The 26,203-nt window shown below is 71.4% G+C and carries 22 protein-coding genes; 9 read left to right on the plus strand and 13 right to left on the minus strand.

Features of this window, described 5'->3' with window-relative positions; genetic code table 11:
• Positions 1 to 59 precede the first annotated feature (59 nt).
• The 5 genes from murJ to AN215_RS21115 form a co-directional block, all read right to left on the minus strand.
• Positions 60 to 2,030 carry a murein biosynthesis integral membrane protein MurJ gene (murJ, locus tag AN215_RS28815; protein WP_079123297.1) on the minus strand — a complete coding sequence of 657 codons (1,971 nt, stop codon included), beginning with the start codon at positions 2,028 to 2,030 and terminating at the stop codon, positions 60 to 62.
• A complete protein-coding gene (locus tag AN215_RS21100) occupies positions 2,027 to 3,388 on the minus strand; it encodes an O-antigen ligase family protein (RefSeq protein ID WP_070008960.1) in 1,362 nt (453 codons plus the stop codon). Before AN215_RS21100 ends, murJ begins: the two co-directional genes overlap by 4 nt.
• A 176-nt stretch (positions 3,389 to 3,564) precedes the next feature.
• The gene (locus AN215_RS21105) at positions 3,565 to 5,145 is read right to left on the minus strand and encodes an exopolysaccharide biosynthesis polyprenyl glycosylphosphotransferase (protein WP_070031222.1); all 1,581 of its coding nucleotides are present in this window, start codon (positions 5,143 to 5,145) and stop codon (positions 3,565 to 3,567) included.
• The gene (locus tag AN215_RS21110) at positions 5,142 to 6,323 is read right to left on the minus strand and encodes a glycosyltransferase (protein ID WP_431306313.1); all 1,182 of its coding nucleotides are present in this window, start codon (positions 6,321 to 6,323) and stop codon (positions 5,142 to 5,144) included. The genes AN215_RS21105 and AN215_RS21110 overlap by 4 nt, the downstream gene beginning before the upstream one ends.
• Before the next feature lie 61 nt (positions 6,324 to 6,384).
• On the minus strand, positions 6,385 to 7,479 hold the full coding sequence (locus AN215_RS21115; protein ID WP_107374442.1) for a DUF3344 domain-containing protein: 1,095 nt from the start codon (positions 7,477 to 7,479) through the stop codon (positions 6,385 to 6,387).
• A 179-nt stretch (positions 7,480 to 7,658) separates the two neighbouring features.
• Here AN215_RS21115 and AN215_RS21120 point away from each other — a divergent pair, with 179 nt between their 5' ends.
• The 4 genes from AN215_RS21120 (at position 7,659) to AN215_RS21135 (ending at position 10,660) form a co-directional block, all read left to right on the plus strand.
• Positions 7,659 to 8,183, plus strand: coding sequence for a GNAT family N-acetyltransferase (locus AN215_RS21120; protein WP_070008826.1), 525 nt, complete (start codon positions 7,659 to 7,661; stop codon positions 8,181 to 8,183).
• Positions 8,184 to 8,439: 256 nt separating this feature from the next.
• The gene (locus AN215_RS21125) at positions 8,440 to 8,730 is read left to right on the plus strand and encodes a DUF4229 domain-containing protein (RefSeq protein WP_275521464.1); all 291 of its coding nucleotides are present in this window, start codon (positions 8,440 to 8,442) and stop codon (positions 8,728 to 8,730) included.
• Positions 8,731 to 9,039: 309 nt separating this feature from the next.
• Entirely contained in the window at positions 9,040 to 10,320 is a 1,281-nt protein-coding gene (locus tag AN215_RS21130) for a dicarboxylate/amino acid:cation symporter (protein ID WP_070008963.1), read from the plus strand.
• A 145-nt stretch (positions 10,321 to 10,465) separates the two neighbouring features.
• Complete coding sequence (locus tag AN215_RS21135) at positions 10,466 to 10,660, plus strand: hypothetical protein (RefSeq protein ID WP_070008827.1); 195 nt, start codon at positions 10,466 to 10,468, stop codon at positions 10,658 to 10,660.
• Between the two features lie 133 nt (positions 10,661 to 10,793).
• Here AN215_RS21135 and AN215_RS21140 read toward each other — a convergent pair whose 3' ends face one another.
• From AN215_RS21140 to AN215_RS21155, 4 genes are all read right to left on the minus strand, one after another.
• On the minus strand, positions 10,794 to 11,240 hold the full coding sequence (locus AN215_RS21140) for an SRPBCC family protein (protein WP_070008828.1): 447 nt from the start codon (positions 11,238 to 11,240) through the stop codon (positions 10,794 to 10,796).
• Positions 11,241 to 11,515: 275 nt separating this feature from the next.
• The gene (locus AN215_RS21145; RefSeq protein WP_070008829.1) at positions 11,516 to 12,334 is read right to left on the minus strand and encodes an SAM-dependent methyltransferase; all 819 of its coding nucleotides are present in this window, start codon (positions 12,332 to 12,334) and stop codon (positions 11,516 to 11,518) included.
• Positions 12,335 to 12,536: 202 nt separating this feature from the next.
• Positions 12,537 to 14,066 carry an alpha/beta hydrolase gene (locus AN215_RS21150; RefSeq protein WP_079123299.1) on the minus strand — a complete coding sequence of 510 codons (1,530 nt, stop codon included), beginning with the start codon at positions 14,064 to 14,066 and terminating at the stop codon, positions 12,537 to 12,539.
• Between the two features lie 195 nt (positions 14,067 to 14,261).
• Positions 14,262 to 14,609: a putative quinol monooxygenase gene (locus tag AN215_RS21155; protein ID WP_070008831.1), complete on the minus strand. Its 348-nt coding sequence runs from the start codon at positions 14,607 to 14,609 to the stop codon at positions 14,262 to 14,264.
• Between the two features lie 618 nt (positions 14,610 to 15,227).
• On the opposite strand from AN215_RS21155, the gene AN215_RS21160 reads away from it, so the two are divergent.
• Positions 15,228 to 16,706, plus strand: coding sequence for an MFS transporter (locus AN215_RS21160; protein ID WP_070008832.1), 1,479 nt, complete (start codon positions 15,228 to 15,230; stop codon positions 16,704 to 16,706).
• A gap of 279 nt (positions 16,707 to 16,985) precedes the next feature.
• Here the strand turns inward: AN215_RS21160 and AN215_RS21165 are convergent, their stop codons facing one another.
• Both AN215_RS21165 and AN215_RS21170 read right to left on the minus strand, forming a co-directional pair.
• On the minus strand, positions 16,986 to 17,885 hold the full coding sequence (locus AN215_RS21165) for an MIP/aquaporin family protein (protein WP_070008833.1): 900 nt from the start codon (positions 17,883 to 17,885) through the stop codon (positions 16,986 to 16,988).
• Between the two features lie 167 nt (positions 17,886 to 18,052).
• The gene (locus AN215_RS21170; protein WP_245694624.1) at positions 18,053 to 18,697 is read right to left on the minus strand and encodes a TMEM175 family protein; all 645 of its coding nucleotides are present in this window, start codon (positions 18,695 to 18,697) and stop codon (positions 18,053 to 18,055) included.
• A gap of 269 nt (positions 18,698 to 18,966) precedes the next feature.
• Here AN215_RS21170 and AN215_RS30485 point away from each other — a divergent pair, with 269 nt between their 5' ends.
• A complete protein-coding gene (locus AN215_RS30485) occupies positions 18,967 to 19,731 on the plus strand; it encodes a TetR/AcrR family transcriptional regulator (RefSeq protein ID WP_245694754.1) in 765 nt (254 codons plus the stop codon).
• Here the strand turns inward: AN215_RS30485 and AN215_RS21185 are convergent.
• Positions 19,700 to 20,719, minus strand: coding sequence for a MaoC/PaaZ C-terminal domain-containing protein (locus AN215_RS21185; protein WP_070031223.1), 1,020 nt, complete (start codon positions 20,717 to 20,719; stop codon positions 19,700 to 19,702). The genes AN215_RS30485 and AN215_RS21185 overlap by 32 nt on opposite strands.
• Positions 20,720 to 20,724: 5 nt before the next feature.
• The gene (locus AN215_RS21190) at positions 20,725 to 22,176 is read right to left on the minus strand and encodes a 3-oxoacyl-ACP reductase (RefSeq protein WP_070008834.1); all 1,452 of its coding nucleotides are present in this window, start codon (positions 22,174 to 22,176) and stop codon (positions 20,725 to 20,727) included.
• 72 nt (positions 22,177 to 22,248) lie between these two features.
• On the opposite strand from AN215_RS21190, the gene AN215_RS21195 reads away from it, so the two are divergent.
• The 3 genes from AN215_RS21195 (at position 22,249) to AN215_RS21205 (ending at position 26,169) form a co-directional block, all read left to right on the plus strand.
• A complete protein-coding gene (locus AN215_RS21195; protein WP_070008835.1) occupies positions 22,249 to 23,553 on the plus strand; it encodes an acetyl-CoA C-acetyltransferase in 1,305 nt (434 codons plus the stop codon).
• 121 nt (positions 23,554 to 23,674) lie between these two features.
• Positions 23,675 to 25,606, plus strand: a complete 1,932-nt coding sequence (locus tag AN215_RS21200; RefSeq protein WP_070008836.1) for an AMP-dependent synthetase/ligase — start codon at positions 23,675 to 23,677, stop codon at positions 25,604 to 25,606.
• A gap of 83 nt (positions 25,607 to 25,689) precedes the next feature.
• Complete coding sequence (locus AN215_RS21205) at positions 25,690 to 26,169, plus strand: ASCH domain-containing protein (protein ID WP_079123301.1); 480 nt, start codon at positions 25,690 to 25,692, stop codon at positions 26,167 to 26,169.
• Positions 26,170 to 26,203: the final 34 nt, after the last annotated feature.

Here is a 26,203-nt window from a genome sequence, read left to right on the forward strand (position 1 = left end):
GTACGGGCACGCGTCGCTGGGGCGAGGGCAGCGGCAGAGCGGGGATGCGGGCACGGAACTCAGCGGACATGAGAGAACCTTCGTTTGACGGTGGCGAACAGCTGCGGCAGCTCCGGGGCCCGTACGAGAAGGGCCACGGACGCGAAGACGACCAGCACGGTCACGCCGCCGGCGGCGGCACCCGCCAGCGGATCGGCGAGGGCACGGGCCACGCCCCAGCCCGCCGCGGTGGCGGCCACGGCGGCCAGCAGCAGCCGGACCAGTCCGGCCGCGACGCGGCCGACGTCGATCGCGACCACCCGTGCACCGAGGCCGTACAGCAGGAGCAGTGCGGCGGTGAGGATCCCGGCGGCGTTGGCCGCTGCGATGCCGTGAACACCCCACGGGTGCACGGCGACCGCGCCCGCGGCCACGGTGATGAGCAGTCCCACGGCCATCGCCCCGGCCGGATACCAGGTGGGCCGTGCGTCGGCGAAGAACGGACGCGCCAGAGCGCCGACCAGGCTGTGTCCGATCAGCCCGCAGCTGTAGACCCGCATCACCGACGCCGTTGCGGCGGTGTCGCGGGCGTCGAACGCGCCGCGCTGGAAGAGGAGCTGGATGAGCTGAGGTGCGCATGCCGTGACGTACGCGGCACCCAGCAGCACGACGATGCCGACCAGCGCCAGGTCGCGTTCCACACGCAGGCGTGCGCGCTGCTTGTCGCCGTCGGCCAGGGCCCGCGCGACGACGGGGAAGGTGACGGTGCACACCATCAGCGAGAGCACCATCGGCATCTGCGCGACCTTCTGCGCGTAGTTGAGGTGCGAGATGGCACCCGCCGGCAGCGGTGCGGCCAGGTAGCGCTCGACGAGCACCTGGGACTGACGGCTGACCGCGTAGGTCACCACCGGCGCCAGCATCCCGAGGCCGAGCAGCGCGATGCGTCCGCTGTACGGGGTCCGTTCCTGGGCCCGGGTCTCGGCCGGGGCCGGGACGTCCGCCGTGGCCGTGGCATGCGGCGTCGCTCCCGTCCCGTCCGGACCCGCCGGAACCTTCGCGGGGCTCTGAACGGCGGCTCTCGTGGAGCGTTTCGCCGCAGCCTTCGCCGCCGCCTTCGCGGCGGACTCCGCCCTGCGCGCGGCCCTTGCCGACCTGTGCTGCTGACGCCACGCCAACTGCCGTACGAACGAGGGGAGCTGGACGAGCACCATCAGCCCGCCGCCCACCGCGACGCCCAGAGCGGCCGCCCGCACACCCCACACGGTGTGCCCCGCGTACATCACCGCGATGATCCCGGTGTTGTACGCGACGTAGATCGACGCCGGCGCGACGAAGCGCCGGTGTGCGCGCAACGCGGCGCTGAAGTAGCCGGCCAGCCCGAACGTCACCACGGTCAGCGACGTGAGGCGCATGCAGTCGACGGCCGTACGCGTGTCCCGCAGCCCCGGTGCCAGCATCTGCACCATGAGCGGCGCGGCGAACAGCATCAGCGCGGCGGTCGCGGTGAGCGCCAGCAGCAGCCGGGGCAGGGTCCGCTGCACCAGGCCCCACACCGGGTCGCGCGGGTGGAGCCCGCCGGGCTCCGCGTCCGCGTCCAGCAGCACTCCGCCGTCCCCGGTGTCCGGGCGGGCCGCCGCCCGGCGGGACAGGGCGAGGCTGAAGGCCGGGACGAGGATCAGCGCCATCGCGTCCTCGATGAGCAGCGTCGAGGCCAGTTCGGGGACGGTCCATGCGATGAGAAAGGCGTCGGTGCCGGCGTCGGCGCCGAAGAGGCCGGCGATCGCCTGGTCGCGCAGCAGGCCGAAGACCGAGCCGGCCGCCGTGAGCGCCGCCGTGATGACGGCGGCGCGGGCGAGGAACCTGCCGAGTACGGGAGGGGCGCCGGACCCGCCCGCACCGGGTCCCCCCGCATCCGGGCCCCCCGCACCCGGAATCCCCGCATCCGGGCCGCTTGTGCCGGTCCCGCTCGTGCCGGCGCTCCCGCCGCCGGTCGCCGTGGACGTCGGGGCGTCAGGGGTCGTGGTGCGGGAGGCGTGCGTGTCCGTCATCGGGCGGGTGCCTCTTCCGCCTGGCTTCCCCCGTCGGCTTGTCCTCCCCGCTCCGCTGGGAGTGACCCCCAGAGAGGTGCGGGAGCGAGAGCCCACCAGGTGACCACGCCCAGCACGACCCCGGTCAGCACCGTCGAGGGCCCCCCGATGTCGGCGTACAGGAAGTCGACGGCCAGCCAGATGAGCAGCCCGGCGGCGGCCAGGCCGCAGTCCGCGGCGCCGGGCGCGTCCGTCGCTCCGCCGGAGAGATGTGCGGTACGTGCCGAGTGCAGGCGCCGCAGTCCGAGGACGAGAAGGGCGCCCCCGCAGCCGAGGAGCGCGACGGCGCCGATCAGGCCCTGTTCGCTGAGTACGAGCAGATACATGTTGTGCGGCGAGAGCAGCGGTTCCTTCGAGAACTGCGTGCCCGCCCCCGCTGTGTCGCTGCCGGACGAGAGCCCCAGTGAGGCGTGTCCGTCGCGGTAGGCGGGGAAGTTCTTGGGGCCGACGCCCGTCATGGGCGCGTCCTGCCACATCGCGGTGGCCGCCGACCAGAGGCTGTACCGGTCGGTGACGGAGCGGTCCGGCGCCGAGCTGATGTCGGCGATGCTGGTCAGACGCTCCTCGACCATCGCCGAACCGATACCGAGGCCGCCGACCAGCACCATCGAGGCCGCGGCCAGCGCGAGCAGTACGAGAACGGCCCTCCGTACCCCCGCCAGCACCAGCACCGCTGTGCCGGCGGCGGCCGTGGCGATCCACGCGCCGCGGCTGTAGGAGACGACGAGCGGCGGCAGCAGCGCGGCCGCGCAGCAGATCGCCGCGATGCGCTGCCGCCGGGAGATGTCGCCGGGACCCGCCATGGAGAGCGCGAAGGCCGCCACCAGACCGAGCGAGACCACGGTGGACATCCCCATCACGTCCAGCGGCCCGAAGGTCCCCACCGCACGGACGTCCTGCCCCATGTACGAGGCACCGGTGCCGGTGAGGTTCTGCACGACGCCGACCGTTCCCTGCACCAGCGCCAGCAGGATCACGGACCAGCACAGCGCGCGGAAGTCCCGTGTGCCGCGCAGCAGTAGCAGCAGCGCCCCCGGGACCAGCACGAAGATCTGCAGATACCGGACGAACCCCGGAAGGCTCGCCCAGGGATCGGCGGACGCGGCGGTCGCCACCGCGAAGGCGACGGCCGGTGCCCCGAGCACCGCCGCCGCCGCGGGTTTCAGCCGACCGCCGCGTCCGCGCAGCAGCCTCACCAGGCACCACACCACCAGCACCAGGGAGGCCGCGTCTGCGGGAGTGATCTTTCCGGAAACGGTCACATCGCCGGTCTGCACCGGTGCGCACAGGACGAGCACGGTGGCCAGCGCCGGCACCATCGGCGCCCAGTGCCGCCAGAACGCCGGACTCGTCAGCGGCCCGCGGGGCCGTGCCCCGCTGCCGCCGTCCGTGCGTGCCCTGCCTCCGCCGGCGCCCCGGTCTCCACCGGGAGCGCTCCGGCCGCCGTCGCCGCGTGGCGGGCGGCGGCTCTCCGGCAGTGCGACCGTCACCCCGATCACCGTCCTTCGAGGCGGAAGAACGAGGTCACGGTGCGGAACATGATCCGTACGTCCTGCCAGAGCGACCACGTCTCGATGTAGTGGTTGTCGAAGCGCGCCCGGTCCTCGATGGAGGTGTTGCCGCGCAGCCCGTGCACCTGGGCGAGACCCGTGATGCCGACGGGGGAGCGGTGCCGCTCGGCGTAGCCCGGCAGTTCCTGGCTGAACTGCTGCACGAAGTACGGGCGTTCGGGGCGGGGTCCGACGAGGCTCATGTCGCCGCGCAGCACGTTCCACAGCTGCGGCAGCTCGTCCAGGGAGGTGCGGCGCAGCAGCCGGCCGACGGCGCTCATGCGGTCGTCGCCCGCGACGCTCCACAGCGTCGCCGACTCCTGCTCGTCCGCGGGCCGCAGCGTGCGGAACTTCAGCAGCGTGAACGGGCCGCCTCCGAGCCCCACGCGCTCCTGCCGGAAGATCACCCCGGGCCCGTCCGACATCCTCACGGCCAGCGCACAGGCCGCCAGCAGCGGCGCCGCGAGAACCAGTGCCGGTACGACCAGCACCAGGTCGAGCAGCCGCTTGCGCCAGCTCCAGCCGGAACCCGGGCACTCCAGGGAGAGCCGTCTGCACGAGAAGCCCCACACGTGCGACGGGCCCCCCTCGTGCGTCCCGTGCACGCCCACGGCACATCCGGGCCGTACCAGCCAGCCGGCCACGCCGCGTTCGCCCAGGTCCTGTGCCAGCAGGGCGTTCCGGGTCTCTTCCCAGGGAGAGTTCAGGAAGACCACGTCCCGGACGGTGTTCTGGATGACCGCCCGCGTCACGTCCGCGGGCACCGCGATCACGGGAAGCGGCGCGTCGTCCCCGCTGCCGCTCTCGCCGTCGTGGCCGGCCTCCTCGGGTTCGCTGACGAGGTCGACGAACCCCACCGGCCGCAGCCCGTAGCGCGGATGTTCGGCGAAGACCCCGGCGACCGTACGGGCCAGCCGGCCACTCCCGATGATGAGCGCGGGACGCGGCCGGCGCCGTGCCCGCACGCGCCGGAAGCCGTGCACCAGCGCGCGTGCCGTGCCGCCGAGCGTGGCGTGTGCGGCGACCGCGGTCAGCAGGATCATCCAGCTCAGGGCGGCGGGACGGTCGAACGCCGCGAGCAGCGCGGCCGCCACGCACCAGGTGACCGCGGCGCGGGCCGCCAGCGCGGGCAGCTCGTCGAGCGCGTACGTCCGCAGACCGGGCCGGTACAGGCCGGCCTGGGTGTTGAGCGCCAGAGTGCCGCAGACGACCGGCCCGAGCAGCAGGGCGTCCGTCTCCGCGCCGATGCCCGCTCCGACGGCCGCTCCGACGGCCGCGACGACGGAGGCCGAGACACCCACGTCGGCGCAGACGAGCGCCGCGGCGCCACGGTGCCGCAGGCGCAGCAGGTTCCGGCGTCTGCGGAAGCCGCCCACGGGCCGCGGGACGGGGCCCCGGTCGACGGCGCGCTGCGGGGTCCGTACGGCGACGCTCCCGTCCCCTGGCGGAGCCGCCGAGCCGTCGGCGGCCGGCCGGGTCGCCACACGTGCGCCGCGGGACCGCTCCTCGGTGCTGTCCGTCGTCATCGTGCCGCCCGCTCACTGCCCGCGGGGGCCTGAGCCGGGGCGTCGAGCAGTTCGCGGTACAGGGAGAGCACCGCTGCCGCGCTGCGCCTTACGTCGAAGTCCGCCCGTACGTGCTTGCGTGCGGCCTCGCCCATGAACTCCCGCAGCTCCGGCTCGCGCAGCAGATGCGTCACCGATTCCGCGAGGGCGTCCGGATCTCCGGGCGGTACCAGGCACGTCTCGTGCTGCTGCGGCGGCAGGCTCTCCCGGGCGCCGCCCACGTCCGTCACGACGACGGGACGCCCGCAGGCCATCGCCTCCAGAGGGGTCAGGGCCATGCCCTCCCACCGGGACGGCAGTACGACCAGATCGGCCGCCGCGTACCAGCGGTTCACCTCGTCACTCGCGCCGGCGAACAGCACCCGCCCGGGCGCGTGCCCGCTCAGCGCGCTCAGTGCGGGCCGGTCGGGCCCGTCGCCGACGAGCGCGAGCCAGGCGTCCGGCACCGCCGCGGCGATGCGGGACCATGCGCTCAGCAGGGTGCGCTGGCCCTTCTGCCGGCACAGCCGCCCGACGCACACCACGAGGGGCGCGTCTGCCGGTACCCCGCTCAGCTGCGGCAACAGGGCACGGGCGGCGGCCCGTCCGCCCGGCTCGGCCTCCGGCACTCCGTTGTGCACGACGGCCCAGCGGGCCACGACGCCCGCCTGCTCTCCCGTACGGCGCTCGGCCTCGCTGACGCACAGCACCCGGTCCGTCCAGCGCGCGGCGCGTCGCTCCCAGGCGCGGGCGAGCCGTGCCGTGCGGCCTTCGACGGCCTCGAACGACCATGCGTGCGGCTGGTACACGGTGGGGACCCGGCCGCGCAGCGCCAGCCGGGCGGCGAGCCCGGCCTTGGCGCTGTGCGCGTGCACGACGTCGGGGTCCACGTGCCGGATCAGCCGGAGCGCCTGCCGGGTCTCGGACGCGACGCGGGGCCCGAGTTCCCGTGCGGCCGCCCAGCGTTCCACCTCCGCACCCGCCGCCGCCGCCTGCCGGGAGAGGCTTCCGCCCTCCGGGCAGGCGACGACGGCGCGTACGCCTTCCTGCGTCTGGGCCCCGACCAGATCGGTCACGACCCTCGCCACCCCGCCTTCGACCGGTTGTGCCAGATGAAGGACCGTCAGCCGGTCTCTTCGCTCTCTGCGCTGGGAAAGCACCCGAACGTCTCCTCAAACGTCACTACCGGACAGGCTTCTTTGCGGAATGGAAATGCGGATCTCAGCGCCGGGCGTCGACCTGTGCGTAGAGCGCACCGAGCAGGTAGTCGTCGTCGCCGGGCGCGAAGCGGAAGAGGAGACGGTTGCCTCCGGCACGCAACGCCTGCTGTGCGTCGAAGACATCGGAGTCGTATCCGAGCGTGTTGCTGTGCGCGGGGACGCGTCCGGCCACTTCGCGTCCGCGGTCGGTGATCGTTGAATTGAACGTGTCGTTCTGCGGGTTCGCCGTATTCGAGAGCGGCGTTCCCGCGCGCTTGTTCGCGGCCACCGTGAAGGGCCCGTCGCCGTCACCGCGGTCGCCGTCGTAGCCGACGACCCCGACGGAACCCTTTGCACCCGCCGGGAAATTCATGGAGCGCGTCGCCACGGGCAGCCCGCCGGAATTGCGTTCCGACGCCGCGAATCCGTCCCACACGCTCAGATGACGCAGCGGGGAATTCTTGTTCTCGTACGCCACGACCAGCGTCCAGCCGCCCCAAGCACCGGCCCGGGACTTGCCCATCGCGACATTCAGCTGCGCCACCGTGTACGTGCCGGGGCCGCTGTCGCGCACCAAGGGCGTGACGTTCGCGGAGGCCTGGTAGGCGTCCGCCCCGTCCGCGCGGCGGTGCGTGCGCACCGTGTCGGCCTTCACCGCCCGGTACGAGCCGCGGGGTTCGGCCATCAGCACACGGCCGTTGTCCTTGGCGGGCTTGACCTCGCCGACGCGGAGGTTGCCGCCCCAGTACAGGCGCGCGTAGCTGACCTTGGCGTTCTTGGGCAGACGCAGGGCGGCCCGGGTCGAGTTGTACGTGTTGGGGTCGCGGTCGACATCGGAGTAGAACATCTCGTAGTCGCTGTTCCGGCCGTCCCCGCCCTTCTGCGCCGAGCTGCACGGAGCCGCATCGCCGACCGGCTTGCGGCATGTGATCGACGAGTTCGCGGCGCTGGCGATTCCGCCGTGACGCGTCGCGCTGTAGCGCTCTTTGAGGGCCTGGCCCTTGCGCGGTTCGGGGTTCGCCGCGGATGTCGCCGGCGGCGAGAGCGACACCGTCGCTGCCGCGCACACCACAGCGCAGCACAGGCCGCGCACCGCTGATTTCCTCTTGTCCACCATGGATGACTCCGTCTCCCGTCACGAAACAGAGCGACCTTTACAAAGGCGATCATTGAAATTCGGGCGGCGCGCCGGTCATCTTTACCTTTTCACTGACTAGCGGACACTTGATCGTGCCGATGGAGCCGAACAGGGCACCGGGGAAGGCCGGATGGTTGCCTTCGGCTAAGGTCGGCCGTATGCCGCTCACGTTCGAACTGGACCCGTCCGTCACTTCTCAACTGCGCGACGAACTGTGCGTGTTGTGGGCGGACGTGACCAACGCGGAAGGTGCCGTCGGATTCGTGCCGCCGGTGACGCCGGAAGCGGTACGTCCGGACCTCCTGGCCCACCTCGCCGCCGTCGACGACGGGCGTACGCGGATGCTCGTGGGACGCGACGCGGACGGCACGGTCGTCGCCACCGCGTTCCTGGTCCTCAACACACACCGGCTCAAGCGTCACTGGTGCTCGGTCTACACGGTGATGATCCATCCCTCGCTCCAGGGCAAGGGCCACGGACGGGACCTGATGTCGGCGATCGAGAAGGCGGCGCGGGGGATGGAGGGCATCACCGCGCTGCGGCTCACCTGCCGGGGCGGGCTGGGCCTGGAGCGGTTCTACGCCGGCTGCGGGTACCGCGAGGTCGGACGCCTCCCAGGCGCGATCAAGGTCGCGGACGGCGATCTGCGGGACGACGTCACGCTCTGGCTCGCCCTCAGCTAGTGCCGGGAGGGGCACCAGGTCCGGGAGGGGCCGCGCGCGGCCGGGCCGTTCGGGACCCCGGAGAGGCGCACGTCACAGGCGGAGCACAGGTCACGGACGGGGGCCGGAGTGATCGTCCGCGGCGCTGTGTTTGACTGGATGACGGGCCGGCCGCCGCCCGGTGCCGCCGGACACGGCCCGTGCCCCGCGCCCCACGTCACGGCGCCGCACGACGGGCGCGGCGCCCGTATCACCCGAGAAGTCCGGAGAAGGTCTCGTGAGCAGCAAGTCGCACGCAACGCTCCGCTACACCGCCATGCGGGCCGGCGTCTTCGCCGGCTGCCTCGTCCTCGTCGCGGTGCTCGCGTACACCGGGATCATCCCGGAGGGCATCGGCAGGTCCAACCCGCTGTGGGTCGTGCTGCTGGCGCTCGTCGTCTCGGCGCCGCTCAGCTTCGTACTGCTGCGCAGGCAGCGGGAGGCCATGTCGGAGCAGATCGTCGACGGAGTGGACCGCGCCAAGGAGCGGCTCTCCGCGAACCAGAGCCAGGAGGACGGCGTCGCGTAGAGGCGCTTCGCGCGCCCCGCCCGCTCGCCCGCTCGGCCCCTCCGACAGCCCCGCCGATCCGTTATCACGTTTGTCACACTCTCCTCATGTTCCGCCGGGAATGACCGGTGCCCGGCGGGGCGTTGTCGGTGCTCGTAACCCCCGGACGGAATTCCGTTTCCGGGGTGCCGCAGTCCACAGCCGAGCGGGAGTCCGACAGTGCCCTCGTCCCAAGAGTTCCCCGATTCCGCGGATTCCCCTGCCGGTGTCCCGGCCCGTGATTCCGGCCCGGTTCAGTCCCCGGCCCCGGCCGGGACGCCGCGAGGGCGGATACCCAGGATCCCGTTCTGGGCGCAGATCCTGCTCGGGCTCGTCCTCGGCGTACTGCTGGGGTGGGTGGCGCGCAACGGCGACATCTCCTGGCTCGGTACGGCGCTGACGAGGACCGGCGAGATATTCGTCCAGCTTCTGAAGCTCGCCGTCGCACCGCTAGTCTTCTTCGCGATCATGGTCTCGATCACGAACCTGCGCAACGTTCACAACGCGGCGCGGCTGGCGACCAGGACCCTCCTGTGGTTCATGGCCACATCGCTGATCGCCGTGGCGATCGGCCTGTTCATCGGCCTGATCACGAACCCCGGTTCGGGCACCGGGATTTCGGCCGGGGACGCGGCCGAGCCGGAGGAATCGGTCTCGTGGCTGGACTTCCTCACCGGGATCGTCCCGACCGACATCATCACGCCGTTCACCGAACTGCAGGTGCTGCAGATCGTGTTCATGGCCGCTGTCGTGGGCGTCGCCGCGCTCAAGCTGGGCGAGAAGGCCGCTCCGCTGCTCGCGGTGGGCGAGGCCGTGCTGGCCCTGCTGCAGAAGGCCCTGTGGTGGATCATCCGGCTGGCCCCGATCGGAACGATCGGCCTGATCGGCACCGCGATCAAGGACTACGGCTGGGATCTCATCGGCGAGTACGCGACGTTCACCGCCGACGTCTACATCGGCTGCGCCGTGGTGCTGTTCGGCGTCTACCCGCTGCTGCTGGCCACCGTCGCGAAGGTCAACCCGCTGCAGTTCTTCCGCGGTGCGTGGCCGGCGATCCAACTGGCCTTCGTCTCCCGCTCGTCCGTGGGCACCATGCCCCTGACCCAGAAGGTCACCGAACGGCTGGGCGTCCCGCGGGAGTACGCGGCCTTCGCGGTGCCGTTCGGTTCGACGACGAAGATGGACGGCTGCGCCTCGGTCTACCCGGCGATCGCGGCCGTCTTCATCGGCGAGTTCTACGGCGTGAGCCTGGGCCTGCGCGAGTATCTGCTGATCGTCTTCGTCTCGGTCATCGGCTCCGCCGCCACCGCGGGCCTCACGGGCGCCACGGTCATGCTGACCCTGACTCTGTCGACGCTGGGGCTGCCGCTGGCGGGCGTCGGCCTGCTGCTGGCGATCGACCCCGTCCTGGACATGGTCAGGACGGCGACGAACGTGGCCGGGCAGGCGGTCATCCCGGTGCTGGTCTCGGCGCGGGAGAGGATTCTCGACCGCGACAAGTACGACCGCGCCCGCAGCATCGACGTGGACACCTTCGACCCGGAGCCGCAGCCGACCGCCGCGGCTGTGTAGTCACCGCTTCGACTGCAGGGTGGAGGGGTAAGCCGTGACCACTCCGGACCGGGGAGTCAATGGCCTTGGCCTGCCCGGTGCGCGCGAGCCTCATCGCCGCGCGGCCGGCACCCCGCCCGGACCCACGAGCCACCTAGGAGGCCCAGTGACCGCCGATGGCGATGCCGACCGCCGTGAGCGATATGCGATGGCGCTGTACGCGACACTCGGGTTCTCCGCCGAGCGTCACCCCTGGGCGGGCCTGGCCGCTGCCCGGCGGGAGGTCTGGTACAAGCGGGCCGACGCTGCCATGGCCCTGGCGGACGAGGAGATCGCGGAAGCGGTTCGCGCTTCGGAGTGAGCCTCCGCAGCGTTCCCGGTCGCCGTTCCCCGGGCAGTCCGGAGGGCCGTCCGCCCAGGACTCCGGCCGCCGTCCGGGGTGGGCGTACCCGTGAACTTCCGTGCACGTGGCTACGGTTACGCCTCTCCGGTCCTCAACCGGCGGACTCGACCGCGGTCTTGATGCGCTTGCCGAAATCGTCCGCCTCCTTGCGGGCCGCCTTCAGCGCGGCGCCGACGATCAGCTTGCCGGGCCCGTGTCCCGTCAAGGTGTTGAACAACCGCACCCGCGTCCTGCCGTCGCCGGCGGGTTCGAGGTCGTAACCGCCCTGCCCCGTGACCAGGTTCTTCGACGTCTCCGTCCATCGGATGGTGCGGGGCGCGTCGAATTCGGTGATCCGGAACTCCCTGCGGGTCTTGATCCCGGCGTCCTTGACCGTGCTTCGATAAACGGTGCCGACGCCCGCCGGACCGCCGGTCGTTTTCGCGATCTCCAGGACCCGGGGACTGAACCTCGGGTCGTTCTCACCATCCGCGAGGAAGGCGAAGACCTCCTCGATCGGGCGGTCGACCTCCGTGATCACATCGAACTGTCCTGCCATGACATCTCCGCTCCATCGAGTCTCGGAAAGGGGCTGCGGGAGAGCCGGCTCTTCCGTCGCGCCAGGGTTCCTCGCCGCCGGCCGGCACCTGCCCGGAAAGGCTAGCCGCGGGGTGTGACACCGGCCCGAGGATCGTGGCGGCACCGGGTGTGACACCGGCCCGAGGGTCCTGGCGGCAGCCGGACCGGGAGGCGGCTCAACTGTCCGGCACGCCGACTCCCCTGGTCTTCCCGGAGGCCGGGGCGGGCGACCGCGCACCTGGTCGTCGGCCGGCCTCACGGCTTGCGTGCAAGGCCTCCCACGATGAGCCGCTCCCAGACGGTCAGTTCGTGCTCTGCCGAGCCGACGCCGGCCGGCGCCACCGCCGTGCCGGGCCGCCACAGGGGGCTGGGCACGATGCCCGGCTCAAGGATCTCCAAGCCGTCGAATAGGGCCTGGATCTCCTCGTCGGTCCGCCACCGTCCGCGGCCGAAGGTGGACTGGAGCACCGCCTCGGCCTCGCGGGTCTCCGGGTTGTCGCCGCTGCGGAAGTGGGAGACGAAGAAGTAGCTGCCCGGGGGGACTTGCTCCTGCCAGTAGCGGACGATCGAGCCGGGGCCCTCGTCGTCGTTGATGTGGTGCAGGACGGCGCTGTGGATCACGGCCACGGGGCGCTCGAAGTCGATCAGGCTCGTGGTTTCCGTATGTTCCCGGATGCTCCGCGGGTCGCGGACATCGGCCTGGATGACGCGGGTGCTCGGGTTGTCCGCGAGCAGGGCGCGGCCGTGTGCGAGGACGATGGGGTCGCTGTCGATGTAGACGACGCGGGCGTCGGGTACGTGGCGCTGAGCGACCTGGTGGACGTTGTCCGCGGTCGGCAGTCCGCTGCCGATGTCGATGAACTGGTCGATCCCCGCCAGGGCGATCTCCCGCACGGCGCGGATCAGGTTCTGCCGGTTGGCGTGCGCGATGGCCACCGACCCGGGCAGATCGTTCTTGAACTTGTCCCCGACGACGCGGTCCGCCTCGTAGTTGTCCTTGCCGCCGAGGAGGTAGTCATAGACCCGGGCGATACTCGGTTTCGACTGATCCACTTGGGAAGAGGCCTCGGTCACGACAACTGCCTTTCCGTCAGCGCGGGTTGCCAGGCGCCATCGTAGGAGAGGGCAGTGCCTCATGTGACCGGCGCAGGAGAGGGCAGTGCCTCATGTGACCGGCCCGGGACCGGTCTCAGCACTGGCACCCGCTCCGGGGGTGCGCCGGAGTCAGCGGCGGGGTGGGCCCGGTGCCATGACCGGGCCCACACCGGTCGTGTCCTCAGAAACGGTCAGGCAGTACGGGGACGGCCCGGGGTGCTGACGGCGGATGTTCGTTCGCGTCGCGGTTCTGGTCGTCCGCTGCCTTGCAGGTGATGTCCTCGGCCGGCAGCTCTCCGGTGCTCAGGTAGGCGTTGACCGCACGGTTCGCGCAGACCTTGGGGTCTTTCCCGTACACGCCGTGCCCTTCGCCGCCTTCGACATGGACCATGCGTGAACCCTTCAGCGCCCGGTGCATGCCGCGGCCGGAGGACAGCGGAGTCTGGGAGTCCCACTGGTTCTGGACGGTGAGCACGCCGACGCCGTTGTCGACGCCGGTGACCGGCTCGGCGGGCTTGTTCCAGAACGCGCAGGGCGTGATGTTGGAGCCGAAGTCGCCGTAGAGCGGGTACTTGGCCTTGTCCCGGATCGCGTCACGGCGGTACTGCCCGGGGTCCCGTGGCCAGGCCGAGGTGTCGCCGCAGACCACGGACCAGAAGGAGGCGGTCATGTTGTCCGCCGCCTTCTCATCCGGGGCCGCGGGGCCGCGCGCGTCGGCGGAGCCGCGTGCCTTCGGGCCGCCGTCTGCGGCCTTCTTCAGACCGGCCACCGTGGCGGCTGCTTCCTTGGGGCTGAAGAACTGGCCTCGCAGCATGGCGCGGATCTCGTCGCCGTTGAGCTTGTCGTCCTCGTACGGGATGGGTTTCCGGTCGGCCCGGGCGACCAACGCCCAGAAGGTCTTCCGGACCTCGGCAGCGGTGTTTCCGAGCTTGTAGGTGCCGTGACGCCCGGCCGTCCACTTCGCCCAACGGGTGAACGCCGGTTCGGCGCCGGACGCCCATACCTGGATCATGCCCCGCCAGACCCGGGCGGGATCGACCGAGCTGTCCAGGACGAAGCGGTCCGACCGTCCGGGGAACATCTGCGTGTAGACGGCGCCCAGATACGTGCCGTAGGAGACGCCCAGATAGGAGATCTTCTTCTCGCCCAGCACGGCGCGGATCACGTCCATGTCGCGGGCGGTGTTGCGGGTCGTGATGTGCGGGAGCTTGTCGCCGTTCTTGTCACGGCACTTCTGCGCGACGGTCCGTGCCCACTTCACGTCACGGCTGAACGTCTCACGCTTGTAGGGGCGTTCGAAGTTCTGCTCCGTGGCCGAGAGGTCACAGCTGACGGGACTGCTCTTGCCGACGCCGCGTGGGTCGAAGCCGACGAGGTCGTACTGGTCGCGGACCTTCTTCGGAAGCGTGTCCTTCATGAAGACAGGCATGTCGAGGCCCGGTCCACCCGGACCCCCGGGATTGAACAGCATCACGCCGTGCCGCTTGCCGGCAACGCTGGTCTTCATCCGGGAGACGGCAAGCTTGATCTTCTTGCCGGCGGGCCGCTCGTAGTCCAGCGGAACCTTGATGGTGGCGCACTGGTACTTGGCGGGCATTCCCGGGTCGCAGCGGTGCCAGGAGGGCTTCTGGTTCTTGTACTGACTCAGTGGGTCCGCCGCGGCCGCCTCCGTCGGGGCGAGTACGTGGACCAGCGCCGCGGTGACTCCCATGGCGAGCAAGGCTGGTGCTATGCGTCTTATCCGCACGACAGCCGTTCCTTCCTGTCGGCTTTCAGGTGGAACGACTGTGTCTCGTGGGGGAGTTCGGACGAATCCTTCTACGGGGCAGGCTTGGTACGACCTGTGGCGGACGGGGGTGGGACCTGCGGAGGAGACCCGCTCAGGAGGCAAGGGCGGCGCCGGTGTTCAGCTCCCGGCCCCGGGACGTGCCTGCTCGACGGACATCTCACCCAGCCTCGACCACTCGTCCTGGTCGATGTCCGCGTTGATGATGAGGGGAGTCTCCGCGAGATGCGGGGGCAGTTCGCGCTGTGCGGCCCTGAAGTGCTCGGAACCGACGTGTGCGGCGCCGGCTTCGCCGTCACGGAACGCCTCGACCAGCACGTACTCCGCCGGGTCGTCGATGCTGCGCGACCAGTCGAACCACATGCAGCCCGGCTCGGCGCGGGTCGCTTCGGTGAAGTCGCGGGCGATCTCGGGCCAGCGGTCCGCGTGCTCGGGCAGTACCCGGAACTTCGCCGTAATGAAGATCATGCTGCTCCCTCTCCCTTGCCTGCAGGCGGTCGGCCGCACGCCAACATACATACTCGGGGTGCGGCGACGAGCGTGCCCCGGCCCGGGTCCGACCCGGTCCACCACGTCGCCGGACGACGGTTCGACCGTGGCCCGGCGACGCCGGTGGGGGCTTGCTCCGGGAGGCCGGTGGGAATCCTCTGCCGGCTGTCAGGGGCCGGTGGGTTCGACTTCGTCGCGGAGGTCGGGTCCTTCGCCCCGCCGCCCTTCTCCTCGGTGGGGGACGCGCTGCTGCCGTCCGGGCCGGGGTCGGCGGCAATGGAATTCACCGTGGCCGGCCTTGAAGGTACGTAAATTCGCCGGGCATATGCCCTCGATTGCTCTCCGCGGGGCCGTTCTCTCCCATTCGAGAAGGGCTCAGTTCGATTGAGCGTCCGGGATGTTCCGTCGTGGGTGAAGTGTGGTCCGAGGCCCTTCACCGGCCCGGAATCCAGCGGTCCTGTATATCGATTCCGTACTTCCACGGGGAGTCATGCGTGTTAACTGTGCGGCCAGGCGTGTCAGTTGAGCTCGTGTCCTGAACGGCAGGCCGCCGAGCGGCATGCCTGAAATCAGTGAACAATTCAGACGGAGTACGCAATGGCAGTTGAAGGTGGAAGCAGCGGAACGCTTTCATCGGGAACAGTCAGAACGGCAGTACCGGCCCGCCTGGACAGGCTGCCCTGGTCGCGCTGGCACTGGATGATCGTGATCGGCCTCGGGACGGTCTGGATCCTCGACGGGATGGAGGTCACGCTCGTCGGCAACATCGCCGGCCGGCTGTCCGAGTCCGGGAGCGGACTCGCCATCACCTCGGCCCAGGTCACGGGGCTCGGCGCCGCGCTGTACGTGGCCGGAGCGTGTCTCGGCGCGCTCTACTTCGGGTGGCTGACCGACCGGTTCGGGCGGAAGAAGCTGTTCCTCGTCACTCTCGCCGTGTATCTGGCGGCGACGGCGCTGACAAGTCTGTCGTTCGACAGCTGGTGGTTCTTCGCCTGCCGCTTCCTCACGGGGTTCGGCATCGGCGGCGAATACGCGGCCATCAACTCGGCGATCGACGAGCTGATTCCCTCGTACTACCGGGGCCGCGTCGACCTCGCGATCAACGGCAGTTTCTGGCTCGGAGCCGCCGTCGGCGCCATGCTCTCGATCCCGATGCTCGACACCAGCATCTTCGCGGCGGACGTCGGCTGGCGGCTGACCTTCGCGCTCGGCGTGGTCCTCGGCCTGGTCATCCTGCTGGTACGGAGAAACGTGCCGGAGAGTCCGAGGTGGCTGTTCATCCACGGACGGGGCGACGAGGCCGAAGCCATCGTGCAGGACGCCGAGGCGCGCTGCATCGCGCAGCACGGCGAGGGCTCCCTGCCCGAGCCCGCCGGGGAGATGGTCATCAACCAGCGTCAGGCGGTCGGTTTCGGAATGATCGCCCGTACGGTCTTCTCGAAGTACCGCTCACGCGCATTCCTCGGTCTTTCGCTCTTCGTCGGCCAGGCGTTTCTGTACAACGCGGTGACATTCGGGTTCGGTGCCATTCTCGCGGCCTTCTACGATGTGCCGCCCGGCGCGACGGGCTACTACTTCGTCGCGATCGCGATCGGGAATCTGCTCGGCCCCATTCTCCTCGGCCCGCTTTTCGACACCGTGGGACGCCGGATAATGATCGCCGGAACCTATATCGGGTCCGGTGTGCTGCTGTTCGGTACGGCGGCGCTGTTCGCCGGCGGACACCTCTCGGCGACGACGCTGACGGCGTGCTGGAGCGTCGTGCTCTTCTTCGCCTCCGCCGGCGCGAGTTCGGCCTACCTCACGGTCAGCGAGATCTTCCCGATGGAGACACGGGCCATGGCCATCGCGTTCTTCTACGCGCTGGGCACTGCCGTGGGCGGCATCTCCGGTCCGCTGATCTTCGCCGAGCTCACGGAGCACGGCGTCCTCGGTGACACGACCCTCGCCTTCCAGATCGGGGCCGGGCTGATGTGCATCGCGGGTGTGGTCGCGGCGTTCCTGGCCGTCCCGGCCGAGCGGCGCTCCCTGGAGGACATCGCGACGCCGCTCTCCGCCCAGGAGCCGGCGCGCTGACACGACCCGGCCGAGCTCGCCGGTACGTGCCGGTCCGGGACGCCTCACGGGGCGGCCTGGCCGGGACGTACCGGCGGGCTCTCGTCGTGCCCGGTGCGCACCGCCACGTGCGCACCGCCCGGTGCGAAATGTGCCCCTGCGCACTGCCCCGTACGTCGTCCGGTCACGGCGAAGACCCCCGGTCCCGGAGCCGTGCGGGGCTCCCGGTCGCGGAGGTCTTCTGGTGTCACCGTTGGTCCTGCGGCGGCTCAGGGGCCGGACGGCGGCCGCCCTGTGTGGCTACTGCGCCTCGCCGGCCTCCCCTTCGGGGTGCACCTGACCGCGGGCCGAGATGACGCGGCTGATGAGGTGCTCGTAGACCAGCGCCCCGATGACGCCGCCGATGAGAGGGCCGACGATGGGGATCCACCAATAACCGCTGAACCAGTCGAAACTGCCTGGGAAGGCGATCGCCCCCCACCCCTCGAAGAAGGTGAAGAGCCGCGGTCCGAAGTCGCGGGCGGGGTTGATGGCGTACCCGGCGTTCGTGCCGTAGGTCAGGCCGATCGCGACGACGACGAGACCGATGAGGAACGGCCCCATGTTCGACATCGGCGCCGTGTTGCGCATGTCGATGAGCGCGCAGACGAGCAGCAGCAGGAAGGCGGTGCCGACGATCTGGTCCAGGAACGGCCCCCACCACGAATTCCCGAAGTACTCGGCCGGGAAGGTCGCGAAGATGGAGAAGGTCGGCAGCGATTCCTCCCGCCCCGTCCCTTCCTTGGCGTTGAACGCGTCGATCGCCCAGTGGTATGTGGCGTACACGAGCGCGGCGGCGATGAAGGCGCCGACCAGCTGCGCCGCCCAGTACGGAAGCACCTTCTTCCAGGGGAAATGGCCGCGGACCGCGAAACCGAGCGTCACGGCCGGGTTGATGTGGGCGCCGCTGATGCCTCCCGCGACGTACACGCCGAAGACGACCGCCAGGCCCCATCCCCAGGAGATGATCAGCCAGTTCGCGGGGCCGAAGTCCCCGGTCTGCCGGCCCGAACCGGAGAGGCCCACGACTGCGACGGCCACCGACCCGCAGCCGATCAGAATGAGGACGAAGGTGCCGAGGAACTCGGCGATCAGCTCGCCGCCCAGTCCGGATCTGTAACCGAGTCGGCGCGGACTGCTCCTCGGGTCTAGCTCAGCCATCGGCACTCCTTGTTCGTTCGGAACCGCCCTGCCTGCCCCTTTCCGAACGGTAAGCAGGGGGGCATCGCTCGAAGCGCGCCTGACGGCGAGTCATCCGGTATGTCAATCCGATGGCGTATGGCGTACCGGTGTCGCACCGCGGAGGGCCGGCGCGTGGGCGTTGAGGCTCAGGGGCCGCCGGCTTGGTCCGGCGCGAGCTTCGACTGCCGGTGTCCGATGACGATCTTGGCCGGGAGCAGAGCGAGCCAGACCCACTTGGCCGCGGTGGGTGAGACGAAGGCGAGCGGGACGGTGATGCCGAAGACGAGCACCGTGGAGATCAGGTCGGCGGCGTCGAGACGGCGCGCCCGCAGCGCGCCCGCGTCGCGCACCGGGCCCAGACGTCTGTGCGAGGTGAGCAGCAGGGTCATGTGTACGGCGTTGAGCGCGGCGACGCTGAGGCCGTACACGGCGACGGCCTGCGGCTCGTTGCTGTATTCGGCGAGCAGCGCCGTGGGGAAGGGCATCATCGCCGTGAGGCCCAGACCGAGCAGGGTCAGACCGGTGACCCGGCCGTCCACGACCGGGAACGCCGCGAGGATGCGCCGGTGGTCGAGCCAGAACTCCGCGATGACCGCGAAGCTCAGCGCGTACGCGGCGATGTGGGGGAGGGTCAGATGCAGGGCTTCGCGGAAGCCCTCGCTGCTGAGTCCGCGTCTGACGGTGATGTCGAGCACCAGCAGGGTCATGGCGAACGCGAAGACGTTGTCCGAGAGGCTCTCCAGACGTTCCAGCCCGCCGCCTCCCCTGGCGGAGGCCGATGTGTGATCCACGTCCCGGATGGTAGGGGTGCGGCCGTGACACCCGGCTGATCCCGCGCCTGTGCCGTCGGGAGTCGTACGGGAGTGCGGGATGCGCCCCGGGCGCCGGCGGCGGGAGTCCCTTCCGCTCCCCGCCGGGCCGGTGAGCGGCGCTCGCCAGGTGCGTTGACGCAGGGTCCGCGTACGCTTACATCCGAGCATTCCGTGGGGAGACGGGGGAGATGGCGCGGAGGGGCATGCAGGTGGGGACCAAGAGCAGGAACACCGGGGGACGCCGGCGGATGCCGCGGGAGGTGCGCGAGCGGCAGATGCTCGACGCTGCGGTCGCGGGTTTCGCACGGCACGGATATCAGGCGGCGTCGATGGACGACATCGCCGAGGAGGCGGGAGTCTCCAAGCCGCTGGTCTACTTGTATCTGAAATCGAAGGAAGACCTGTTCACGGCCTGTATACGAAGGGAGCGTGCCGCTCTCGTCGAGGCCGTACGGGGCGGCACGGGACGGGGCGCGCGGGGCGCGGAGTCCCCGGGCACACCGCGTGACCGCCCGGAGGACCCGGACCACTCGGGCCGGTCGGAGCGGACGGCCCGGGCGCCCCGGCCGGAGCGCCCGGGCGGTCCGCGGGAAGCGGCCCGTCCGGAAGCCCCGGGCGCCGGTGCCGAGCAGCAGCTGTGGAAGGGGCTCTGCGCGTTCTTCGCGCACACGGCGGCACGGCCAGACGGCTGGTCCGTGCTGCACAGGGCCGACACCCAGGGCGAGCCGTTCGCCCGTGAAGTCGCCGCGATGCGGGCGGAGATCACCGAGCTGGTGACGCTGCTGCTGAGCAGGGCGGCCGTGGACGCGGGCTGCGATCTGAAGTTCGCCGAGCGCGAGGTCTCCGGGCTCGCACACGCCATGGTCGGTGCGGCGGAGTCACTCGCGTGCTGGGCCAACGCCCGTACGGACGCGGTGCCTTCGGCGAAGGAGACGGCGGCCACGCTGATGAACTTCTGCTGGACGGGCCTGGAGCAGATGATCAGGGGCGCTCGCTGGTCACCTCACCACTGAGGTGCAGCCGCTGCCGTTCCCCGTTGCCGTCACCGCCGCTGCGCAGCTCGAACCGGTGCACGCGCACGGGGGCGCGGTAGCCTCCGGCCGACGCGGTCGGCTCGTCCAGGCAGTAGGCGACCCTGGACGGGAGCAGGACCGGGGCCTTGAACTCCGCGCGGGCGGTGAGCTGTTCACCGCCCGCGGCGGCGCCGGTCCCGGCGAGGGAACGGGCGAAGGTCCACATGCCGTGCGCGATGTGGCGGGGGAAGCCGAAGAGCTTCGCGGTCAGCGGGTGCAGATGGATGGGGTTGCGGTCGCCGGAGGCCCGGCCGTAGCGGCGTCCGAGGCCGGAGGGCAGATCCCAGTGCTCGCGCAGGGGCAGGGGTGCCGGGGGCTGTCCGGGGTCCTCGGCACGGGTGCCGGTCCGGACGCCGGGCCGGAGGCCGTCCTGGACGCCGGGCTCGCGGGCGGGTTCGCCCGGGGCGCCGGCGGTGCGGTGGCGGCAGAGGTAGGTGCTCCGTGAGTGCCACACGAGCCGGCCGTCCAGCCGGGCCTCCGTCACGACGTCGAAGCTGCTGCCGCGCCGGTGCGGTGCAAGTCCGTTCGCGTAAACGGAGATCTCGGGCCGGTCGCCGGGCCGCAGCGCGCGGTGCTGGGTGAGTTCGACGCCCGTGTGGACGAGGCCGAGCACCGGGAAGGGGAAGTCCGGCCGCGCCATCAGCTGCATCGCGAGGGGGAAGCCCAGGACATGCGGATAGCTGGCCGGCGCCGGCGCGGACTGCGGCCCCGCCGGCGGCTGCCCCGCCGTGTCGCCGCCTGTGCCGAAGCCGCACACGCGGCTGTACGCGCGCAGCCGCCCGGCGTCGATGACCGCGTCCGGAAGCATCAGCCGCACGGCGGGCAGCCGCGCCTGCTCGTACGGGCCCCGCTTGGACCGGGACGCCAGGGCGCCCCGGGCGAGGACCACGGCCAGCCGGGGCGGTGCCGAAAGACGGTGGACGGTCATGGTGCTCACGCTCCCAGCAGGCTCTGGCCGCAGACGCGGACGATCTGGCCGTTGACGGAGGAGGAGTGGGGGCCCGCCAGCCAGGCGGTGGTCTCGGCGACGTCGACCGGAAGCCCGCCCTGGGAGTGGGAGTTCATGCGCCGGCCCGCCTCGCGGATGAAGAAGGGGACGGCCGCCGTCATCTTCGTCTCGATGAAGCCGGGGGCGACTGCGTTGACCGTGACGCCGTGCTCCGCGGCGGCGCGCGGCGCGAGCGACCGTACGAGGCCGATGATTCCGGCCTTGCTGGCCGCGTAGTTGGTCTGGCCGACGTTGCCCGCGACACCGGCGATGGAGGCGGTCGCGACGATGCGGCCGGTGCCGCGCCGGAGCGCGCCCGCCGCGAGCAGATGATCCGTCGTGCGCAGCACCGAGGCCAGGTTGACCTCCATCACCTGGTCCCACAGCTCGGCCTTCATGTTGGCGAGCTTGCGGTCGCGGGTGATGCCGGCGTTGTGGACGAGGACGTCGAGACCGTCCGCCGGCAGGGCTTCGGCGATCCGGGCGCCCGCGTCGTCCCCGGTGACGTCGAGCGGCAGCGCGGTGCCTCCCAGCGACTCGGCGACGCGCGCCAGATCGGCCTCCGCCTGGGGGACATCGAGGCAGATGACGTGTGCGCCGTCCCGTGCGAGCGTCGCCGCGACGGACTCGCCGATGCCGCGTGCGGAGCCGGTGACCAGGGCCGTACGACCGTGGAGCGGGCCCTGCGGACCGGTGGCCTTCGTCGCTGCGGACTCGGCTGCCGTCGCCCCGGGCGCCGGCGCTCCCGGCACGGGTTCGCCGATCTCGATGACCTGGCCGCTGACGTACGCCGACTTGGGAGAGAGGAGAAAGCGGAGCGTGGACGCGGCGTCCGCGGGCGTCGCCCCGGGCGCGAGCCGCACGAGCTGCGCCGTGCGTCCGCCGCCCGTCTCCTTCGCGAGCGAGCGTACGAAGCCCTCCAACGCCTGCTGCGCCGCGGCCTGGTGGTGGTCGCCGCCGTCAGGGCGGGCACCGAGCACGACGATGCGGCCGCAGGCGGCGACCGAGCGGAGCACCGGGTGGAGGCATTCGTGCACCGCACGCAGTTCCGGGACGTCGCGAATGCCCGTAGCGTCGACGACCACGGCGGCGCAGCGCGCGCCGGGTTCCGCGGCGGAGGCGTCCGTACGGACCGGGAGGCCGGTGCCGTCGAGCGCGGCCGCGAGCTCCTTCGCGTGCGCGTCGCCGTCGCCGCTGTCGCCGTCCCCGCCTCCGTCGCCGCCACCAGGGCGGGCGCCGCGCGGCGGTACCGGCGTCAGGTGCAGAATCAGACGGCCCTCGAGCACCGGCCGCTCCGCCGACCAGCGGTGCAGCGGTACGGGACGGGGGAGGCCGAGCCGGCGGGAGAGGAGGCGGCCGGGACGTGTGTTGGTCCAATGCAGATAGCGGTCAGCCATTCCCTCGTTCCTCCGGCTCGCGTAAATTTACTTCCGAGTAAGGTTACTTACAGGTCAGGAGTTTGGTCGAGGATGAGTTCCAACGGCCTCATGAGTGCCGGCCCTCCGCGCCGCGTCGCCGTGATCGGCGGCAGCCGCATCCCCTTCGCGCGATCCGACGGGCCGTACGCGGACTGCTCGAATCAGGAGATGCTCTCGGCGGCGCTCGACGGGCTCGTCGAGCGGTACGGGCTCACGGGCGAACGCGGCGTCGGAGAGTTCGTGGCCGGCGCAGTGCTCAAGCACAGCCGTGACTTCAATCTCGCGCGGGAGACCGTCCTCGGCTCCCGGCTCGACCCGCGCACCCCCGCCTACGACATCCAGCAGGCGTGCGGCACGGGCCTTCAGGCCGTCATCTCCGTGGCCAACAAGATCGCACTCGGCCAGCTCGACGCGGGCGTCGCGGGCGGCGCCGACACCGCGAGCGACGCGCCCCTCGGCGTCAACGACGAACTGCGGCGCATCCTGCTGGCGGCGCGCAGGGCCAAGACCCCCATGGACCGGCTGAAGGAGATCGCGCGCGTGCGCCCGCGGCACCTCGTGCCCGAGATCCCGCGCAACGCCGAGCCGCGCACCGGCCTGTCCATGGGCGAGCACGCGGCACACACGGCACGCGAGTGGGGCATCAGCCGCCACGAGCAGGACGTGCTCGCCGCCACGAGTCACCGCAACCTCGCGACCGCCTACGACAGCGGCTTCCTGCACGACCTGGTCGTGCCCTTCCGCGGCCTGGCCCGGGACCAGAACCTCCGCCCCGGCACCTCCACGCACAAGCTCGCCGAACTGGAGCCGGTCTTCGGCACCGGTGAGCCGGACGCCACGATGACCCCCGGCAACTCCACGCCGCTCACCGACGGCGCCGCGACGGTGCTGCTGGCGAGCGAGGAGTGGGCCGAACGGCACGGGCTGCGGCCGCTGGCGTATCTGACCGCGTACGAGACGGGAGCCGTCAGCTTCTTCGACGAGGACGGCAGGCCCGGCGAGGACGGGCTGCTGATGGCGCCCGCGTACGCCGTGCCCCGGATGCTGGAGCGGGCCGGGCTCGGCATCGAGGACTTCGAACTCTTCGAGATCCACGAGGCGTTCGCCTCCCAGGTGCTGGCCACCCTCGCCGCCTGGGAGAAGCGGGGCCTCGCTCCCGTGGACCGCGACCGCCTCAACGTCGCCGGCTCGTCGCTGGCGACCGGACACCCCTTCGCCGCGACCGGCGCCCGCATCGTCGCCACCCTCGCCAAGCTCCTCGCCCAGCGGGACGGGGCGGAGCCGGGGTCGCGCGGTCTGGTCTCCGTCTGCGCGGCGGGAGGGCAGGGGGTGACCGCCGTACTGGAGAAGGCCTGACGGCCTGCTGCCGGCCGCCGGGCGGGACGAGCCCGGCGGCGGGCGGAACCCGGCGGCCGGCGGACCCGGCGGTCCGTGGAGCAGCCGCAACGACGAGGTATTTCACGAACAGGAGCCGCTCGTGACGACCCAGCCCGCAAGCCAAGCCCCGGCGCCCGCCACCACCGCGGGCCCCACGCTCGTCGAGCCGGAGAAGGAGGTGCTCGACGGCGTCGTACGTGAGGTCACCATGCCGCCCTTCGCGCCGGCGGTCACGAGCGGTTCCCTGGGGGACATCCCCTTCACCAACGCCGTCGAGGCGCCCTTCGAGGCGGTGCTCAGCCGCAAGCGGCCTGACGGCACATGGCGCGACGTGACCGCTTCTGAGTTCGCCCAGGAGGTCCTGAACGTCGCGAAGGGACTCATCGGCCTGGGCTTCGAGGCGGGCGACCGTATCGCAATCATGGCCCGCACCTCGTACGAGTGGACGCTGCTCGACTTCGCGGGCTGGGCGGCCGGGCTCGTCACCGTCCCCATCTATCCGACGTCCTCCGCGGCGCAGGCCCGCTACATCCTCCAGCACTCGGGGGCGCGCGGCTGCGCCGTGGAGAACGTCGAGCAGTCGCGGATGCTCGCCGACGAGCGCGGCGCCATGCCCGCGCTCGAACACCTCTGGCAGCTCGACGCCGGTGCGGTCTCCCAGATCGCGCACGCCGGAAGGGGGCTCGAGGACGAGGCGGTCGCCGCCCGGCGCGGCCTGATCGCCCCGGAGCACATCGCCACCCTCATCTACACCTCCGGCACCACCGGTCAGCCGAAGGGCTGCGTCCTCACCCACGGCAACTTCTTCGCCGAGGTGGACAACGACATCGAACTGCTGCACCCGGTCTTCAAGTCCGTGAGCAAGGACCCGGCCGCGACGCTGCTCTTCCTGCCGCTCTCGCACGTCTTCGGCAGGATGGTCGCCGTCGCGTGCATGAGGGCCCGCGTACGCCTCGGGCACGCGCCGAGCATCCAGACCGAGGAACTCCTCGCCGATCTCGCCGGCTTCCGCCCGACGTTTCTGCTGGGCATCCCGTACGTGCTGGAGAAGGTCTACAACACCGGCCGCGCCACCGCCGAGAAGATGGGCCGCGCCTCCTCCTTCGACCGTGCCGCACGCATCGCCCGCCGCTACGGCGAGGCCGTCGAGGAGCAGGAGCACGGGCGGGGCGGCGGGCCCGGCACCGGGCTGAAGGCGGCGCGCGGCCTGTACGACCTGCTGGTCTACCGCCGGATACGGGCCGCTCTCGGGGGCCGCTGCCGCTACGTCATCAGCGGCGGATCGCCGCTCGGGTCGCGTCTCGCCTCGTTCTACGAGGGCGCCGGCATCTCCGTCTTCGAAGGCTACGGGCTCACCGAGACCACGGGCGCCTCCACGTGCACCCCGCCGCTCAAGCCCCGTCTGGGCACCGTCGGCTGGCCCGTCCCGGGCACGGCTGTGCGCATAGCGGACGACGGCGAGGTGCTGCTGAGGGGCGCGCACGTCTTCGGCGGCTACTGGGACTCGCACCGGCGGGCCGCGGTCCCGGACGCCGGGGACGACGGATGGTTCGCGACGGGCGACATCGGCACCCTCGACGACGAGGGCTATCTGACCATCACCGGCCGCAAGAAGGACCTCATCATCACCTCCGGCGGCAAGAACATCGCCCCGGCGCCCCTGGAGGACTGGCTGCGTGCGCACCCGCTGGTCAGCCAGTGCCTGGTCGTCGGCGACAACCGCCCGTACATCACCGCGCTGATCACCCTCGAACCGGACGGTCTCGCGCACTGGCAGCAGATGCACAAGAAGCAGGACCTGAGCCCCGAACAGCTCGCCGTGGACGGCGACTTGCTGGCCAACCTGCAGCAGGCCGTCGACGAGGCGAACCGGATGGTCTCCCGGGCCGAATCCATCCGCCGCTTCGTGGTCCTCCCGCGCGACTTCACGGAGGAGGGCGGCCATCTGACGCCGTCGCTGAAGCTGAAGCGGGCGGCGATCGTACGGGACTACGACGCGGAGATCGCGGAGCTGTACGAGACGGAGAGGTAGGACGAGGCAGGAAGGGGCGGGCAGGCGCCTGGCGGACACGGACCGGCGCCACCGGGTGCTGACCCGCGCCATAGGGTGGGGCGGTGACTCCTGCGGGCGGACCTGATGGGCCTGAACTCCCAGCCGCGTACGCGTCGTTGCCACGCGCGGAGTTCGCGTTCCCCGGGCCGCTGCGGGACCGGCTGGTCGGCGCGATCCTGGACGGCTCGAAGACGGCCACGACCTCGCTTCTGCGCGAGTACGGGGACGAGGGCGAGCCCGTGCCGGAGCCCGGCGCGCGCTCCGTTCTGATCGACTCAGCCGGCGAGCCGGTCGCCGTCATCGAGACGGCGGCCGTGCGCGTCGTTCCGCTCGCCGGCGTCGACGCCGCGCACGCGGTGGACGAGGGCGAAGGGCACGGGAGCGTCGCCGAATGGCGGGCCGCGCACGAGGAGTTCTGGAACAGCGACGCGATGCGCGCCGAGCTCGGCGACGGCGGCTTCGAGGTGGACGACGCGACTCCCGTCGTGCTGGAGCGCTTCCGCGTCGTCGAGGATCTGCGCCGCCGCCTCCGGCCCCGCTGACCCCGTTTCAAGGTCGGCGAAGCCGGAGGCCCGG

This window comes from Streptomyces abyssalis, from assembly GCF_001751365.1.
GTDB classification, from domain to species: Bacteria; Actinomycetota; Actinomycetes; order Streptomycetales; family Streptomycetaceae; genus Streptomyces; species Streptomyces abyssalis.